At 60.3% G+C, this 15,891-nt stretch carries 13 protein-coding genes and 2 pseudogenes; 10 read left to right on the top strand and 5 right to left on the bottom strand.

Annotated elements, in window-relative coordinates; all coding sequences use genetic code 11:
• The first annotated feature begins 13 nt into the window (after positions 1-13).
• The 3 genes and pseudogenes from H0482_RS09620 to H0482_RS17030 form a co-directional block, all read left to right on the top strand.
• Positions 14-1,183 (top strand): enolase C-terminal domain-like protein, encoded by a 1,170-nt coding sequence (locus H0482_RS09620; protein WP_193729842.1) that lies wholly within the window; start codon positions 14-16, stop codon positions 1,181-1,183.
• A gap of 410 nt (positions 1,184-1,593) precedes the next feature.
• Positions 1,594-1,641 (top strand): annotated as a pseudogene (locus H0482_RS17025) (hypothetical protein); the annotation flags it as partial.
• A 95-nt stretch (positions 1,642-1,736) separates the two neighbouring features.
• Positions 1,737-2,033: pseudogene (locus tag H0482_RS17030) on the top strand (integrase core domain-containing protein); the annotation flags it as partial.
• A gap of 285 nt (positions 2,034-2,318) precedes the next feature.
• Here H0482_RS17030 and H0482_RS09630 read toward each other — a convergent pair.
• Positions 2,319-2,777 (bottom strand): Lrp/AsnC ligand binding domain-containing protein, encoded by a 459-nt coding sequence (locus H0482_RS09630; protein ID WP_193730024.1) that lies wholly within the window; start codon positions 2,775-2,777, stop codon positions 2,319-2,321.
• Between the two features lie 293 nt (positions 2,778-3,070).
• Between H0482_RS09630 and H0482_RS09635 the strand changes: the two genes are divergently transcribed.
• Genes H0482_RS09635 through H0482_RS09660 form a run of 6 tightly spaced genes read left to right on the top strand, consistent with a single transcriptional unit; the run spans position 3,071 to position 8,766 of the window.
• Positions 3,071-4,255, top strand: a complete 1,185-nt coding sequence (locus H0482_RS09635) for a M24 family metallopeptidase (protein WP_193729843.1) — start codon at positions 3,071-3,073, stop codon at positions 4,253-4,255.
• A gap of 12 nt (positions 4,256-4,267) precedes the next feature.
• Positions 4,268-5,032 carry an ABC transporter ATP-binding protein gene (locus tag H0482_RS09640; protein ID WP_193729844.1) on the top strand — a complete coding sequence of 255 codons (765 nt, stop codon included), beginning with the start codon at positions 4,268-4,270 and terminating at the stop codon, positions 5,030-5,032.
• Positions 5,029-5,736: an ABC transporter ATP-binding protein gene (locus H0482_RS09645; RefSeq protein ID WP_193729845.1), complete on the top strand. Its 708-nt coding sequence runs from the start codon at positions 5,029-5,031 to the stop codon at positions 5,734-5,736. Before H0482_RS09640 ends, H0482_RS09645 begins: the two co-directional genes overlap by 4 nt.
• Before the next feature lie 30 nt (positions 5,737-5,766).
• Entirely contained in the window at positions 5,767-6,969 is a 1,203-nt protein-coding gene (locus H0482_RS09650) for an ABC transporter substrate-binding protein (protein ID WP_193729846.1), read from the top strand.
• 33 nt (positions 6,970-7,002) lie between these two features.
• Positions 7,003-7,860, top strand: a complete 858-nt coding sequence (locus H0482_RS09655; RefSeq protein ID WP_193729847.1) for a branched-chain amino acid ABC transporter permease — start codon at positions 7,003-7,005, stop codon at positions 7,858-7,860.
• Positions 7,861-7,872: 12 nt separating this feature from the next.
• Entirely contained in the window at positions 7,873-8,766 is an 894-nt protein-coding gene (locus H0482_RS09660; RefSeq protein ID WP_193729848.1) for a branched-chain amino acid ABC transporter permease, read from the top strand.
• A gap of 165 nt (positions 8,767-8,931) precedes the next feature.
• Here H0482_RS09660 and putA read toward each other — a convergent pair whose 3' ends face one another.
• Positions 8,932-12,309: a bifunctional proline dehydrogenase/L-glutamate gamma-semialdehyde dehydrogenase PutA gene (gene putA / locus H0482_RS09665; protein ID WP_193729849.1), complete on the bottom strand. Its 3,378-nt coding sequence runs from the start codon at positions 12,307-12,309 to the stop codon at positions 8,932-8,934.
• Between the two features lie 127 nt (positions 12,310-12,436).
• On the opposite strand from putA, the gene H0482_RS09670 reads away from it, so the two are divergent.
• Complete coding sequence (locus tag H0482_RS09670) at positions 12,437-12,901, top strand: Lrp/AsnC family transcriptional regulator (protein WP_193729850.1); 465 nt, start codon at positions 12,437-12,439, stop codon at positions 12,899-12,901.
• A 35-nt stretch (positions 12,902-12,936) separates the two neighbouring features.
• Here H0482_RS09670 and H0482_RS09675 read toward each other — a convergent pair whose 3' ends face one another.
• The 3 genes from H0482_RS09675 to H0482_RS09685 all read right to left on the bottom strand — a co-directional run bounded on the left by H0482_RS09675 (position 12,937) and on the right by H0482_RS09685 (position 15,810).
• Positions 12,937-14,100 carry a M24 family metallopeptidase gene (locus H0482_RS09675; RefSeq protein ID WP_193729851.1) on the bottom strand — a complete coding sequence of 388 codons (1,164 nt, stop codon included), beginning with the start codon at positions 14,098-14,100 and terminating at the stop codon, positions 12,937-12,939.
• A 19-nt stretch (positions 14,101-14,119) separates the two neighbouring features.
• Entirely contained in the window at positions 14,120-14,632 is a 513-nt protein-coding gene (locus H0482_RS09680) for an Lrp/AsnC family transcriptional regulator (protein WP_193729852.1), read from the bottom strand.
• Between the two features lie 506 nt (positions 14,633-15,138).
• Positions 15,139-15,810 (bottom strand): GntR family transcriptional regulator, encoded by a 672-nt coding sequence (locus H0482_RS09685; RefSeq protein ID WP_193729853.1) that lies wholly within the window; start codon positions 15,808-15,810, stop codon positions 15,139-15,141.
• Positions 15,811-15,891: the final 81 nt, after the last annotated feature.

Below are 15,891 nucleotides of genomic sequence, written 5' to 3' on the forward strand. Positions count from 1 at the left end.
TCGAGGTTACGTAATGCCCCGTATTGATCTAGTCGAAATCACTGAAATCGCATGGGATATGCCCAATGTCAGCATGGACTCGAGCGGTTTCAATATCGTCTGCGACCCCGGCGCCAAGACCCAACTGACCAAATTTGTCGTAGTTATTGGCACCAATGATGGTTCGCGCGGCGAATATGTGGCGCAATGGGGGGGCACCAAGACCTCGCTATCTCAGGTACTCGCGACGGCCCCCCACCTGATTGGCCGGAACGCGCTTGAGCGCGAATTATTCTACGACGATTTCAAACGCTCGATGCGGCATCTGGACCGCATGGGGCTTGGTTTGATCGACATCACCCTATGGGATCTGGCGGGCAAACGCAGCAACCAGTCGGTGTCACAAATGCTCGGCGGTTATCGCAAGCGTCTCCCGACCTATGCCAGCACCTACCATGGGGATCGCAATGGCGCGCTATCGTCTCCCGAGGCCTATGCCGAATTCGCCGAACAATGCTACGATATGGGCTATCGCGCCTTCAAAATGCATGGCTGGACCGAAGGCAATGCAGTCGAGGAAGCGGCCGCCGTGCGACTGCTTGGCAAACGGGTCGGCGACCGCATGGCGCTCATGCTGGACCCTGCCTGCGAACTCCGCACCTTCCATGACACACTGATGGTCGGACGCGCCTGCGATGACGCCGGCTTCATGTGGTACGAAGACCCGATGCGTGATGGCGGGCACTCGGCACAGCTCTATCGCAAACTCCGCCAGATGATCCGGACGCCGCTTCTGCAAGGCGAGCATATTCGTGGCCTAGAGTTGAAGGCCGACTTGATCGCTGCCGAAGGCACCGACTTTCTTCGGTCGGACCCGGAATACGACATGGGGATCACCGGGGCGATGAAGATTGCTCATTTGGGCGAGGCCTTTGGCCTCGACGTGGAAATCCACGCGTCAGGCCCGGCACACCGCGCCTGTATGTCGGCGATGCGAAACTCCAACTATTACGAACTCGCTCTGGTCGCTCCGAAATGTGGCAATGCAATTGCCCCAGTCTATGCCGACGACTATTCCGACGAACTCGATGGTGTCGACGAAGATGGCTGCTTCCCCGTCCCCGAAGGCCCGGGCCTGGGTGTCACCTACGACTGGGAGTGGATCAAGGCGCACACGGTCGCAACGCACAGTTTTGGTCGATGAGAAAGGATCAAAGGATGCGTGTGCATACGGTGAGAAGTTAGGCCACGGAGCGGCGGCATTTGCGCTGATGCGGGCGGCGTAAAAGTCGTCCGGTGGTTAGGCTGGTTTCCTTTGCGGGAGCCGCCGGGGATCTTCGCAGTGGAGGTTTATGGGGCGGTTCGGCGGTTTGTGTTCGTGGAGGGTCACAGTCGGCGGGAGGCGGCTCTGAACCGCGCCGGGTTTGCCGGAGGCTCTAACTCCCAAGTAGGATAGAGCCTGATGAGCAAGACAACGAACAAGTTTTCTCCCGAGGTGCGGACCCGGGAGTTGCGGATCGTGCTGGAACATGGCGGGGGTATCCGTCGCGCTGGGCGGCCGTGGTTTCGGTTTCCCAGAAGATCGGCTGTTCGGCCCACACCCTGAGCAATTGGGTGAAGAAGGCCGAGGTCGATGGTGGTCGGCGTGCTGGCGTGCCCAGCGAGGTATCCGAGAAGCTCAAGGCGTTGGAGCGGGAGAACCGGGAGCTGCGGCAGGCTAACGAGATCCTACGCAAAGCCTCCGCATATTTCGCCCATACGTCTCCATCAAGTACACCGAGCGGCTGGCCAAAGCTGGCATCGAACCTTCAGTGGGCAGCGTCGGTGACTCTCATGACAACGCCTTGGCCGAGACTATCAACGGTCCCTACAAAGCCGAGGTCATCCATCGACGCGGACCCCGGCGCAGCTATGAAGCGGTAGAGTTCGCCACGCTTGAATGGGTCGACTGGTTCAACAATCGGCGCCTGCTCGAGCCGATCGGAAACATCCCACCAGCCGAAGCCGAGGCAAATTACTACGCCGCACTGGATCAATCGGCCATGGCCGCATAACTTAGACCAAACAGCCTCCGGCAAACCAGGCGCGGTTCAGTTTGCATTTCTGGGCTATTGTGAAATTGTCAGGTTGGGGTCCGCGGCCCCATTTCGGCTCCACAAATGGTTGCGACGTCCACAACCGCAGGCGCCCCAAGCATGTCGGCCTGCCATCTTCGGCACCCTTTGCAGATCATTGCCGGCCCGGCGCGTCCGGACGCCGGGCCACCGCTAACATCGGAGCTGCCACAGGCGGTGTGTCGCGGAATGCATGCGATCAGCGGGAGACATGTTCCTTTCAACCTATATGGGCAAGGGGCCATCATTTTTGACCTCCTCCATCACCGCATAGGTACGCGTTTCCTTTACGCCTGGCAGTGTGAGGATGACTTCGCCAAGAAACTGACGATACGTGGCCATATCGGCAATTCGCGTCTTGATCAGATAGTCAAAACCTCCGCCGACCATATGGCATTCGAGTACTTCTGGCGCATTGCGCACCGCCTGAGCGAAGCGGTCGAAAATGTCCGGGGTTGTCTTGTCAAGCAGCACTTCGATGAAGACCAGCAATCCGAAGCCCAATTGCTGCGGGTTGAGCTTGGCGCTAAAGCCCAAAATATAGCCGTTGCGACGCAGGCGCTTCAGTCGATCGCCCAGCGACGTTGCCGGCATGCCGATACGACTTGCGAGGTCGGTATTGGATATCCGGCCATCCTCCTGCAACGCCTTGAGGATGCGTCGGTCAATAGCATCCAGATCCATCGTCGCCATGCTCAAAGCCTCCCAAGCAGGATTAGACACGCACACATGTCGGCCACCCCTGACCTCACCGAATCAGCACAATCCGCGCACAACTTGCCCGTTCGTCGCGATTTGCTTTTAGGAAAAAGCCAAACCTCGCACTTGCAGAATGTAAATAAATTAGTTGATATTCTGACGGAAATACGTCACATTTCCGTGGAAAATGCGGCGATCGGGAGTGAATTGCCGCTATATATCCGGACGACAGTTTCCTACAATTGATAATGAAGTGTACTCGATCTCACGGCGTGCCCATGTCCACCGACGTTGCCTCTTTTCCTGTCGCCCTCCCCTTTCCGGGCGAAGAGTTTGCCGCTCGTCGTGAGCGCATACTTGCCGAAATGCAGCGTCAGAAACTCGACGCCATCGTGCTTACCAGTGCGCCGAATTATTATTACACGGCGGGACTGTCGTTTCAGGTCATCCTAGGACTGATGTCTTTGGTGCTGCGCAGCGATGGCCGTGGTTTCTGGATCGGCCGTCGCACCGAAATGGGCAATGTCCAGAGTTTCATCGCTGCTGCGGGCTGGTCTGAAATTGCCCGTGGCATTGCCGACGAAGAAGACACGTTTGCAGTGGCCGGCGAGGCTCTGGCCAAGATCGTGCCTGCGGGCGCCCGGGTGGGATTTGAGCTCGACGCACGCACCATCCCCTATAGTGGCATCCTGGCCATGGCCGGCGCCGTCTCCGGTCTGGAGATCGGCAATGCCTCGCCGATCGTCGAAGGGCTGCGTGCCGTCAAGACGGCAGCCGAGCTGGACGTGCTCGAAATGTCGGCGCAGATGACCGCTCGCGTTATCAAGGGCGCCGTCAGCAAGATCGTCGAGGGCCAGACCGACACCGAGCTGGCGCTCAACATTTTTGCCGGCATGGCGGCTGAAGGCAGCGATCCACTGCCATGCGTGCCGTTTGTCACTGCCGGTCCGCGCAGTGCGCTTGCGCACAGCACTTACGCCAATATCCCGATCAATCGTGGCGAGTTGATCACGGTCGAGACCGGGGCCGTCTACAAGAAGTATTGCGCACCGACCTATCGCATCGCCATGATCGGGCAGCCGAACGACGACCTGCGCCGCTTGCATGATGCATCGCGCGATGCCCTGTTGGCGGCTCTGGAAAAATTCGGGCCTGGCATGACCTCGCACGAGGGCGACCGGATCGTCCGGGACTCCATTGAACGCTCGGGCTACCTCGATTATTTCACCGTCCGCGCTGCCTACAGCATCGGCCTCGGCTTCTCGCCCAGCTGGGATGAGGATCACATCATGAAGCTGCGCCCCAATGACAATCGCGTCGTTCAGCCGGGCATGGTCTTCCACGTGGTGCCTGCGCTCTACAAGCCGGGCGCGGGGGCGGTCTGCTGCTCCAACACCGTTCAGATCACTGAAAACGGCGCCAAGGCACTGGTTCCGGTCGAGGCCGAACTGCTGGTCGTCTAACAAGGGCAGAACATGACTGCATTGCTGGAAGTCTCGGACATCAGGAAGAGTTTTTTTGCTCTTGAAGTCCTCAAGGGTGTGTCTCTGACGATCGAGGAAGGCACTATTACGGGCATCATTGGTCCCAATGGTGCCGGCAAGAGCACCTTTTTCAACACGCTTGCTGGCGAGTTGTCGTCCGATTCCGGCTCCATCCGTTTTGCGGGTGAGGACATCACCAGGCGTTCCTCTTACGAGGTCGCTCGCCGCGGGATGGTGCGTAGCTTCCAGATCTCGCGCGGCTTTCCCAACCTGACCGTCATGGAGAGCCTGCTCGTCTATGGCAGCAACCAGCCGGGCGAAAAATTCTGGCCGGCGCTGCTGGGAACGAAGGCGGCGCGGCAGCGCGAAGACGAACTGGTCGAGAAGGCCCGCGGCATTGCCGAAAAGCTTCGCCTCAGCCATGTGCTCAACAACCTCGCCACCCAGATCTCGGGCGGGCAAAAGAAGCTCCTCGAAATTGGCCGCGCCCTGATGGCCGACCCACGGCTTATCCTGCTCGACGAACCCATGGCGGGCGTGAACCCCTCCCTTGGCAACGAGATCGGCGAGCAGATCCGGGCCCTGAACGCAGAGGGCTACACCTTTGTCATCATCGAACATGACATGAGCTGGGTCGGCAAACTCTGCAATCCGGTCATCGTGCTCGCAGACGGCAAGGTGCTGACGCAGGGCACCTTCGACGAGGTGATCTCGGACCCGCGTGTCCAGGACGTTTACATGGGCATCGACGCATGAGCCTTCTGACCATCAAGTCCGCCATCGCCGGCTATTCGCAGGCAGACATGATCCTCAAGGGCGTGGATTTCACCGTCAACAAGGGCGAGATCGTCGGCATTTTCGGCCCCAATGGCGCCGGCAAGTCCACCATGCTCAAGCTGGCCGCCGGCCTGCTCACCCCGCGCGAGGGCAGGGTGGAGCTCAAGGGCGAGAATATCGGCGGGCTGTCGCCGCGCAATATTGCGCGCCGCGGCATGGTTTTTGTTCCGCAGGAAGCCAATGTCTTCACCTCGCTGACCGTGCGTGAAAACCTGGAAATGGGCGCCTTCCTCTACAAGGGCCGTCCGCGTCAGCGCATCGAAATGATGCTCGAAAAATTCCCCGACCTGGGGCGTCTCCAGCACATCAAGGCGCGGGGGCTGTCAGGCGGCCAGCGCCAGGTGCTGGCTATGGCCACCGCCCTCTTGGTCGAGCCCGAAATCATGTTGCTGGATGAGCCGACGGCTGGTCTTTCCCCCATCGCCGTACTCGAACTCCTCCAGAACATCCGCGACATCAACAAGATGGGCATCACCATCGCCATCGTTGAGCAGAATGTCGCTGCGGCCCTGAAAATTCTCGATCGGGCCTACATCCTCGTCGACGGAAAAAATGCCGTCGACGGACCCGCTGCGGAAATTGCCAGCGACCCAGAGGTCAAGCGCAAGTTCCTTGGCGGCTAAGAGGGAACAAAGGAAGGAAGGAAGAACACTATGAACAACCTGATCCAGCGCCGCACGCTGATCAAGGCCGGCATTGCCGGTCTGTCAGTGGCCATGCTGCCCCGCATGGCCTTCGCTCAGTCAGAAGGACCGATCAAGATCGGTTCGCTCACCCCGATGACGGGTGCCGGCGCCAATTATGGTGGCCGCATGCGCGATTCCATCGCAGCCGTCATCGACGCGGTGAACGCAGCCGGCGGAATCAAGGGCCGCCAGCTCCAGCTGGTCAGCGAAGACGACCAGACCAACCCGGAAGCAGCCGTTCGCGCCGCGCGCAAGCTGATCGACGTCGATGGCGTCTCCGCCATCCTCGGCACCTGGGCTTCGTCGGTCACCACCGCTGTCGCTCCCCTGTGCTGGGAAAGCAAGATCATGCTGATGTGCACCTCAGGTGCCGACACCATCACCCAGCTGCCGCATCAAGGCTATGTGCTGCGCACCGAGCCGGGTACTGAACTCGTCCAGACCAAGAACGCTCAGTTCATGGTCGATGAAGGTGGCCAGAAGATTGCCTTTCTCGGCGTCCAGACCCCGTTCGCCCAGGACCTTGCCAATGTGATGAAGGGCGTTGCCGACGCAGCAGGCATCGGCTTTGCCCAGATGATCTACGAAGCTGACAAGACCAGCTACCGTACCGAAGTCGACCAGCTTCTGGCCGAAAATCCCGACTTCATCTTCCTTGGCGGCTACACTCCGGACACCATCGTTGTGCTTCGCGACCTGTTCCGCGCCGGCTATACCGGCCGCGCGTTGTCGCCCTCCTACACCATCGACGAGACTGTCCTGGAGGCGCTCCCGGCGGATGTTCTGGAAGGTGTCTTCACCTATAGCGCGATGACCCCGGAAACCGCTCCTGGCCTCATCGAGGCCAAGAAACTGCTGGGCGCTGACTATATCGACCCCTACACGGCCCAGACCTACGACCACGCAACACTGACCGTTCTCGCTCTTGCCGCTGCCGCCACCCAGGACGGGGAAGGCATCCGAGACAATGTCCGTGTCGTGTCTCAGGGCGACGGTGAGCCAGTGGCCAGCGCCGTTGAAGGCATCAAGCTTCTCTCCGAAGGCAAGTCGATCAATTACGACGGCGCCAGCGGCGAGCTGATCTTCAACGAGCTGGGTGACATCACCACGCTCGACGTCCGCTTCGACGTCATCAAGAACGGCGCATTCGAAGTCTACAAGACTCCCTAAGCGACTGATCTGCACCAATAATCGAGAGTGGGAATGTTCCTGCAGTATATCGTAAATGGCATCTTTTATGGAGCCACTCTGGCGCTGCCAGCGATGGGGCTAACGCTCATTTTCGCCGTACTGCGCTTTCCCACTTTCGCCCTGGCAGCCCATCTGGCAGTCGGCGCCTATGCCGGCTACGTGCTGAATGTCTGGTTCGGCGCGCCGCTGGTGCCCTCCTATGTCATCGCCTTCCTCGTGGCGGGACTGGTGGGCGTCATCGGCGATGAAGTTGCCGTCAAACCCCTCGATGGCCGCGGATCGCTTTCCGTGGCCATCGTGACCATCGCCTTGAGCATCATCATCGAAAACATCATGCGCTTCAGCTTCGGCAACGAACTGCGTGGCTTTGACGTCCCGCTCTATCGCGACTCTGTTGTCGGCGGCATCCGATTCGGCGTGCAGCAGCTGATCAATTTCGGCGCCGCCTTGGCGATCATGGTGGTCGTCTTCGCGTTCCTGACGTTCACCACACTCGGCAAGGCGATGCGTGCTGTGGCGGACAATCCATCCCTGGCCGCGCTTCGTGGCATCAATCCCCATTTCATCCGGCGCTTTGCCGTGTTCCTCGGCATGGGCCTGGCGGGTCTGGGTGGCGCGCTGATCGCCGCCGAAACCAGCGTCGACCCTCTGATGGGCACCCGCACCATGCTGCCCATCTTCGCCGCTGCCATTCTGGGCGGGCTCGGAAGCATTCCCGGTGCGGTGCTCGGCGCCATCATCATCGGCGTTATCTCCGAAACTTCGCTCATGTTCATCCCGCCAACCTATCGCTCGGGCGTGAGCTTCTTCGTGCTCATCATCGTGCTGTCGTTCCGCCCGCAGGGCATCCTCGGCGAAATAAAGAAATAAGGCTCAGCAGCGATGGAAAACTACATCCTTGGCATCCTGACCACATCCGGGGTCTATGCGCTTCTGGCGCTCGGGCTCAACATGACCTGGGGCGTCACCGGCATTGCGAATTTCGGTCTGGCCGGGTTCTTCGCGGTCGGCGCTTATGCTGCGGCCATCGGGTCGACCGTGCTGGGCCTGCCCATCTGGGCCTGCGCCATTTTGGCGATAATTGTTGGCGGGCTGTTCGGCCTGCTGGTCTCGGTTTCTACCATTCGGCTGCGCGGGGATTATCTTGCCATCGTGACGCTTGGATTCACCGAGGTCGTTCGCCTCGTGGCCAGCAACGAAACCTGGCTGACCAAGGGCACGGATGGCATTTCGGGCATTCCAGGGCCGTTCCGTGGTCAGGTGACGCCGACGGAATATAACATGATCTCGCTGGGCATCGTCACCATCGTCGTGATCGCGGCGCTGATCTTCTGCGTGAGACTGGTCCAGTCCCCCTATGGCCGTGTGCTGCGAGCCATCCGGGACGACGAAGACGTGGCCATGGCCGCCGGCAAGAATGCCACAATGTTCAAGTTGCAGGCCTTTGTCATCGGCGCGGCGCTGATGGGCCTGGGGGGCGCTGTCTATGCCCACTATCTGTCCTACATCTCGCCGGATCTCTTCCGCCCACTCATTTCCATCTACATTTTCCTCGCCCTCACCATCGGCGGTAGCGGCAATAATTTCGGCGCAGTCCTGGGCTCGATCCTGCTGCTCGTCCTGCTTGAGGGCAGTCGCTTCGTCATGGAATGGGTGCCCAACCTGACCGGTGTGCAGTCGGCGGCAATGCGCGAAGCCATTATCGGGCTAACGCTTATTCTTGTGACGCGGTTTGCCGCTCAAGGGCTGCTGCGGGAGCGCAACAAACAATATTAGCCACTGGCTGGAAAGCGCCCGCTACGGGCCCATCCGGGCGCATCGCCGACCGCCGGCGATGCGCTCATTTCTTTGCCCCGGCAAAGCTGCCGGAGTGCGCCAGGCACAGAAAGGCCGCAGTTCCAATCTGAACTGCGGCCCGAAGGTCTGTTCTGCCTGCCGGTGTCAGGCGGCCGAAACCATCAGCGTAGCATTGCCACCCGCCGCGGTCGTGTCGATGCAGACATGGCGCTCATGGATCATGCGATCGAGCTGACCCGCGTCGGTGACAAGCGGCAAGATCGGCCCGCTGCGACGCGACAGCGCCTTGCGAATCTCGACAGCCGCCGGTGCGGACATATCGAAATAGGCTATGGCAGAAAAGCCGGTCAGCGTTTCCAGCGCGGCGATGTCTGACGTGCTCGCGGTGATCCCGGCAACACCAGCTTTTTCCGCCATGGCCTTCTGGGCCAGGATGTCAGCCGGCGCGGGACCGAGGCAGAGCAGCGGACCGCGCGCCACCACGGACAGAATGTTGCTTTCCCCGGTCGGTCCGGGAAGAGCCAGATCACCGGTCGACAGCGGCGCGCTTTGCGTGGTGAAGCGCGGCAGATAGCGAGGTCCGCCTGCCTTGGGACCAGTGCCCGAGAGGCCTTCCCCGCCAAAGGGTTGGGATCCCACCACGGCGCCGATCTGGTTGCGATTGATGTAGATATTGCCGGCGTGAACAGCTGTCGACACCTTGCGAACGCGCGAGGAGATACGAGTATGCATGCCGAAGGTCAGACCATAGCCGCTGGCATTGATCTTCTCGATCACCGCCTCAAGGTCTGCGGCCCGGAAGGTGGCGACATGCAGGACGGGACCGAAGATTTCTTCCGGCATGTCTTCGATGCCGTTCACCTTGAGCACAGTGGGGGCAAAGAAGGTTCCCGCTTCAGGCGCCGCGAGCTGATGCAGCACATTTGCCCGGCGTGCATCGACATAGGCTGCGAGCTTGTCGCGTGCGGCCCTGTCGATGATCGGCCCGATGTCCTTGTCGAGCGTCCAGGGATTGCCCAGGCGCAGCTCGTCCATCGCGCCCTTGATCATCTCGATGGTCCTGTCGGCGGCCTCGTCCTGCACATAGAGGATACGCAGCGCCGAACAGCGCTGTCCCGCTGACTGGAAGGCCGATGCCAGCACGTCGCGCACGGCCTGTTCGGTCAGGGCCGTCGTGTCGACGATCATGGCGTTGAGACCACCGGTTTCGGCGATCAATGGGGCCGCCGGAGACACATTGTCTGCCATGGCCTGATCGATCCGGCGCGCCGTGTTGAGCGAGCCGGTGAAGGCCACGCCGGCGACTGCCGGGTTGGACGTGAGCAGGCCGCCAATTTCAGGACCGCCGGGAAGCAGTTGCAGCGCATCCCGCTCAATGCCGGCTTCATGCAGCAATTGGACGGCGCGATGGGCCACAAGCGGCGTCTGAGGTGCCGGTTTTGCCAGAACCGGATTGCCAGCCGCGAGCGCGGCAGCGATTTGCCCGCTGAAAATGGCGAGAGGGAAATTCCAGGGCGAAATGCATATAAAGGGTCCGCGGGCTGCCCCGGTCAGGCCAGCCGACTGGTCGGCATAATAGCGCAGGAAGTCCACGGCCTCGCGGATTTCCGAGATGGCGTCCTGCCAGGACTTTCCTGCTTCGCGCGCCAGCAGAGCGAGGAGTTCGGCGGTGTTTGTCTCATAGAGATCCGCAGCGCGACGTAGGATTTCTGCTCGGCGCGGCTGTGGGGTCTGGCTCCACATCGAGGCTTTTGCCGAAGCAAAGGCAGAGGCCACTGTCTCCGGTGTCGCTTGAATCACCTGCCCGACAATGTCGCTATGGTCAGCCGGATTGATCACAGGTTCAGGCCGTCCTCCCGCCTGCGGCATGACGGTTATCGGCGCGGCCTCCCAGCGATGGGTCCGGTGGGTGTCGCGGCGATCGCTGGCGGCGCCAAAGGTGATCGGGTCGGCCACGTCAAGACCCAGCGAATTGCGGCGATCGCCGAACAGGGCAAGCGGGGCCGGAATGGCCGGATTTGGAATGTTGTCGCCCAGCGCCAGGGTCTTGGCGATGGGGTCTTCGGCAACGGCTTCTGCCGGAACGTTCTTGTCGGCAATCTGATAGACAAACGAACCATTTGCCCCATTCTCGAGCAAACGGCGCACCAGGTAGGCCAGCAGGTCCTTGTGCGGGCCGACCGGCGCGTAAATGCGGGTGGTGACGCCATGGCGTCGGCGCAGGGTTTCGTGGAGCTGCTCGCCCATGCCATGCAGACGCTGCAGCTCGAACGTGTCCTTGCCGCGCCCGGCCTGTTCGGCCAGATAAAGCACTGTCGTTGCCGTATGCGCGTTATGGCTGGCGAACTGGGGATAGATGTTCCCGGCCGCGAACAGTTTGCGGGCCGCCGCCATATAGCTGATGTCGGTCGACGACTTGCGCGTATAGACGGAATAGGCTGGCAGGCCCAAGACCTGGGCCCGCTTGATTTCGGCGTCCCAATAGGCCCCCTTGACCAGGCGGACCATGATCTTGCGCTTGAGCGTGCCTGCCATTGCGTCGAGCCAGTCGATCAACGGCAGGACGCGCTTGCCATAGGCCTGAACCACGATGCCGAAACCGCTCCAGCCTTCAAGCTCCGGCGATGCCAGCACGGCTTCGATAATGTCGAGGGACAGGTCGAGGCGCTCGACTTCCTCGGCGTCGATGTTGAAGCCCATATTGGCTTGCGCTGCCGCGATGGCGAGCTTGCGGGTTGCGTCGACCAACTCGGTCATCACCCGATCACGCTGGCCCACTTCATAGCGTGGATGGAGGGCGCTGAGCTTGACCGAAATGCCGGGATTGTCGCGGACCGCCTTGCTCTGACAATGGGGGGCGAGGCTGTTGATGGCATGCAGATAGGCGTCGAAATAGCGCTTCGCATCGGCTTCGGTGCGGGCAGCTTCGCCCAGCATGTCGTAGGAATAGCGATAGCCAAGGCTTTCCGGCTTCCTGGCATTCCTGATGGCCTCGTCGATGCTGCGGCCAAAGACGAACTGACTGCCCAGGATGCGCATGGCATGCGCGACAGCGGTGCGGATGACCGGCTCGCCAAGGCGCGCGACGGCGCGATGCAGGGCATTTTTCGGACCGACTTCCGGCTCACCCAGAACGTCGGCCGTGAGATTGAGCGCCCAGGACGAGAAGTTGACCAGCGCATTTTCGGAACCGCCAAAGTGGCTGGCCCAGTCGGCGCCGGCAACCTTGTCATGGATCAGGGCGTCGACAGTTTCGGCGTCGGGGACGCGCAACAGCGCTTCGGCCAACGACATCAGGGCGACGCCTTCGTCGCTGTCGAGGCCATATTCGGAGAGAAAGCTCTCCATCAGACCGAGCTTGCTCTCAGCGCGGACCTCGTTGACGAGGTCTGCGGCACGACTGGCAATGGACTGGCGCTCGTCCTCGGTGAAGCCCGCGTCGCTGATCAATTGCCTGACCAGGCTGGTTTCATCCGCATAGAGAAGGGAGTGGATTTCGGAACGCGCGCGATCTTGATTCATGGAGAGAGAGCTCAACGGTTTTGCCCCGCTGATGTACCAGAAACGAAATAGTTGATTTCCCTTAACTTGACCTATCTGCTAGAGAAATAGCCTGAACTCTGTCGAAAAACTGAGAGCAAATCACGCAATGTCATCAAAATTAGGCCGTTTGGATGAGATGGACGAACGCATCCTTGATGAGCTGCGTCGGGACGGCCGCATCAGTGTCACCGAACTCAGCCGCAAGGTGAATTTGTCCAAGACTCCCTGCCAGAACCGCATCAAGCGGCTCGAGGAAGAAGGCTACATTCTGGGCTACCGCGCCGTGGTCGATCCGCATCGATTGGGCCTGCCGCACGTGGCCTTTGTCGAAGTCCGGCTGAGCGATACCCGCAAGGCGGCACTGGACGCGTTCAACAGGGCTGTGCGGGAACTGCCCGAGGTGGAGCAGGCGCATATGATCGCCTCGAGTTTTGACTATCTGCTCAAGGTGCGGACCAAGGACATCGCCGCCTATCGGGAAGTGCTGGGGGAGAAGATCTCGGCGCTGCCGCATGTTTCAAACACTTCGACGCATGTGTCGATGGAAGCGGTCAAGGACGAATCCGAATAGAAAAAGGGCCCGCCACTGGCGAGCCCTCGGACCTCTTAGCCGATCAGGATATCGCGCGGGAAGTCGGTGATCGTGCGCGAGCCGGTCTCGGTGACGATCAATACGTCGGAGTGACGGAATCCGCCGAGGCCGGGAATATAGACGCCCGGCTCGACCGAGTTGGCCATGTTCGGGAGGAGCTTGGTCTTGTTGTAGGGACGCAGCTCACCCTTGTCTTCGCGACTGGCGGCGCCGATCATGATGCCATGCGCGTGGCCGGTGCCGTGCCGCACATACTGGGCCAGGTCGTATTTGCGCAAGACTTCGGTACAGGCCGCGTCAACTTCCGACATGACGGCGCCGGGCATGAGAAGCTGCTTGCCCAGATCGAAGGATTCGTTGACGGCGTCGAGCGGACGCTGCTGCTCCTTGGTGGCGCCGCCATAGACGAAGGTGCGCTCGAGTTCGGCGCAATAGCCCCAGAGAACCGGGAAGATGTTCAGCGAGACGATATCGCCGCGCCTGAGCCGACGGCTGGTCGGGTGCAAGTGCGGAATCATCGTGTTTTCGCCGAACTGGGCATAGACGTAGCTGCTGGTGAGGCCGTTGAACGAGATGGCGCCCATGGCCTTCTCGACTTCAGCCAGAGCATGGGCAGCCACGGCAAGCTCGGTCACACCTTCATGCAAAGCATTGAGGAAGGCGTCCGCCCCGATCTTGGCCAGGGTGGCGCCGACTTCGAGCAGGTGCAGTTCCTCGTTCGACTTCACCAGGCGCAGTTCGCCAACCAGATCGCCGACTTCAACGAATTCGGCTCCCGGGAAACGCTCCTGCAGGGCGCGATAGATGCCGAGCGGAATGACTTCAGCCTCAATGCCGATGCGGGCCTTGGGCGAAATCGACCCCGAAATGAAGTCCGAGCACAGCTTGAGGCTGGCCTTCACCACGTTCTCGTCGTCGTTATAGACGAGCACGTCGTCAAACGAGGAGTGCAGTTCCATGTTTTCGCGCTCGATGGCCGCGCCGCAAACAGCACTCTTGCCGGCGGCCGGGAGGATGGCCCACATCGGGCGCCCCCATTCTGACAGCAGCGGCACGCCGGACATGTAGAACACGTTGTCGGCGCTGGAGAGGAAGGCAACGTCGATATTGTTCTCGGCAAGCTTCTTGCGCAGGCCAGAGATACGACGGTTCATTTCCTGGGAAGTAAAGGCAGGCAATCTACACTCCTGGTCGGGATCAATCATCACCGACATTATCGGCAGGCTCAATATTGGGCCCGCCACTACGCTTTGCGACGCCCACAGGCCCCCCATACTTTTCATGCTTGAGGATCATGAAGGAGTGCGAATCCTCGATCCCCTCAACACTCGCCAGTTCGACGAGGATGAAATCATAGAGTTCCCGTAGATTCTTGAAGCAAGCCTGGAACATGAGATCATATGGGCCGGTGGTCACCGCAACGCTCTCGACAAAGGAGAATTGCTTCAGCACCTCGGCAACGTGATTTATGTGGTCACGCATCACATCGACGCCGATAATGGCTGACGCCTCAAAGCCGAGAGCCACCGGGTTGGACACAGCCCGGATGTGAACCGTGCCGCTCTCAAGCAGATGCGACAACTTCCGCCGAACCGTGGGTTCGCTCACCCCGATCCGCCGCGCCATTTCCGACGTGGCCATTCGTCCATCTTCCTGCAGAAGAAGAACGATCTGCTGCTCAGTTTCTCCGAGTGGGGAAATATGTTCCATTCTCATATCCAGCTGCGTTATAAACTTCGTATATCGAACATTCCATGTCAAGATATTTTCGAAATTGGTATTTTTGGACCAGAGCAAGCCTTGCACTGCAATCCTGTACGCCCCCCCTCAGAAGGACGACGCCCTCACCACACGCCTTCGGTTCCACAAGGGGCCCAGTTCACGAATTTTGATGAGGCAGGCAAGCGCTCGACCTGCCCCCCGCCAGGCTCGAAAACTTCAGAAATCCAGCGTCGTGCAAAACATGAATTCGGAGGCATTCCAGCGCACCGAATCGAACGCTAATGGATTACAATAACGGCACAATTTCTGCCTTGCCAAGGCTGGCGTCACGGGCCTGAATCCCGTCGGCCGTTCCAGTTGCCAAAGGCCCCCAAGTCATTAATTGCAAAGGGCCCTAGGAGGTCCGCTTTGCATTTCAGGGGAGGCGGAAAGCCGTCAGGCTGGAGGTCGCGGCGCCATTTCGGGTCCGAGCACCGTGCTTCGCCGCGCCATCTTCAGCCGATGTCCGAAACCTTCCTGAAGATGTGCTGGCGCAGGGTTGGGTAGATCACCTCGCGGTCGGCGGACAGAATCGCGGCCTTGAGCGCCTGATGCTCGGCCACCATGGTCACGATGGCCTTCTCGCTCAGAATTTCGCGACCGAACACGATTCGAACATGGCGGGAGATCGCCTGCCACAAGGTCCAGGCGATCTTGTTGCCCGACAGGAGGCAAATTTCCGAGTGGAATGCCAAATCCTCTCGATTGATGGCAATCAGGTCTTTGCGGGCAATCTCGGCCTCCAGCGCCCCGATCCGCATGGTCAGCGCGGCGTCCAGTTCAGCCAGGCGCTCCGGCGATGATACAATGGCGTCGATGGCCAAGGACTCGACCGCGAGCCGCGCGCTGCAGATCTGCTCGATGGCGACATCATCGACAGCCATCACATAAAGGCCGCGATGCGACTCGCCCTCCAAGATCCCCTGAGTGGAAAGGATTTTCAGCGCCTCGCGCACCGGCACACGGCTGACTTCAAATCGCGCCGCGATCTCCGTTTCGACGACACGAGCTCCCGGCTTGATCATCCCAAGACCGATTGCTTCCACCAAGGTGTCCGAAATCTGCTCCGCAAGGCTCTTGCGCCGCTCCAGCCTCAAACCATCAGCAGTTTCTATCCCGTTCAGCATATGGGCCGGCTCCGCATTTTCCGGGACAATCCCTAAACCAACGCGCCCGCGAAAGCCATATTCCTTAAATGTATACAGTTA

The organism is Devosia faecipullorum (assembly GCF_015158295.1).
GTDB lineage: Bacteria > Pseudomonadota > Alphaproteobacteria > Rhizobiales > Devosiaceae > Devosia > Devosia faecipullorum.

Coding starts and splice junctions, on each gene's coding strand:
- H0482_RS09620 (WP_193729842.1), top strand. CDS start 14: ATGCCCCGTATTGATCTAGTCGAAATCACTGAAATCGCATGGGATATG.
- H0482_RS09630 (WP_193730024.1), bottom strand. CDS start 2,777: ATGGATCTGGATGCTATTGACCGACGCATCCTCAAGGCGTTGCAGGAG.
- H0482_RS09635 (WP_193729843.1), top strand. CDS start 3,071: ATGTCCACCGACGTTGCCTCTTTTCCTGTCGCCCTCCCCTTTCCGGGC.
- H0482_RS09640 (WP_193729844.1), top strand. CDS start 4,268: ATGACTGCATTGCTGGAAGTCTCGGACATCAGGAAGAGTTTTTTTGCT.
- H0482_RS09645 (WP_193729845.1), top strand. CDS start 5,029: ATGAGCCTTCTGACCATCAAGTCCGCCATCGCCGGCTATTCGCAGGCA.
- H0482_RS09650 (WP_193729846.1), top strand. CDS start 5,767: ATGAACAACCTGATCCAGCGCCGCACGCTGATCAAGGCCGGCATTGCC.
- H0482_RS09655 (WP_193729847.1), top strand. CDS start 7,003: ATGTTCCTGCAGTATATCGTAAATGGCATCTTTTATGGAGCCACTCTG.
- H0482_RS09660 (WP_193729848.1), top strand. CDS start 7,873: ATGGAAAACTACATCCTTGGCATCCTGACCACATCCGGGGTCTATGCG.
- putA (WP_193729849.1), bottom strand. CDS start 12,309: ATGAATCAAGATCGCGCGCGTTCCGAAATCCACTCCCTTCTCTATGCG.
- H0482_RS09670 (WP_193729850.1), top strand. CDS start 12,437: ATGTCATCAAAATTAGGCCGTTTGGATGAGATGGACGAACGCATCCTT.
- H0482_RS09680 (WP_193729852.1), bottom strand. CDS start 14,632: ATGGAACATATTTCCCCACTCGGAGAAACTGAGCAGCAGATCGTTCTT.
- H0482_RS09685 (WP_193729853.1), bottom strand. CDS start 15,810: ATGCTGAACGGGATAGAAACTGCTGATGGTTTGAGGCTGGAGCGGCGC.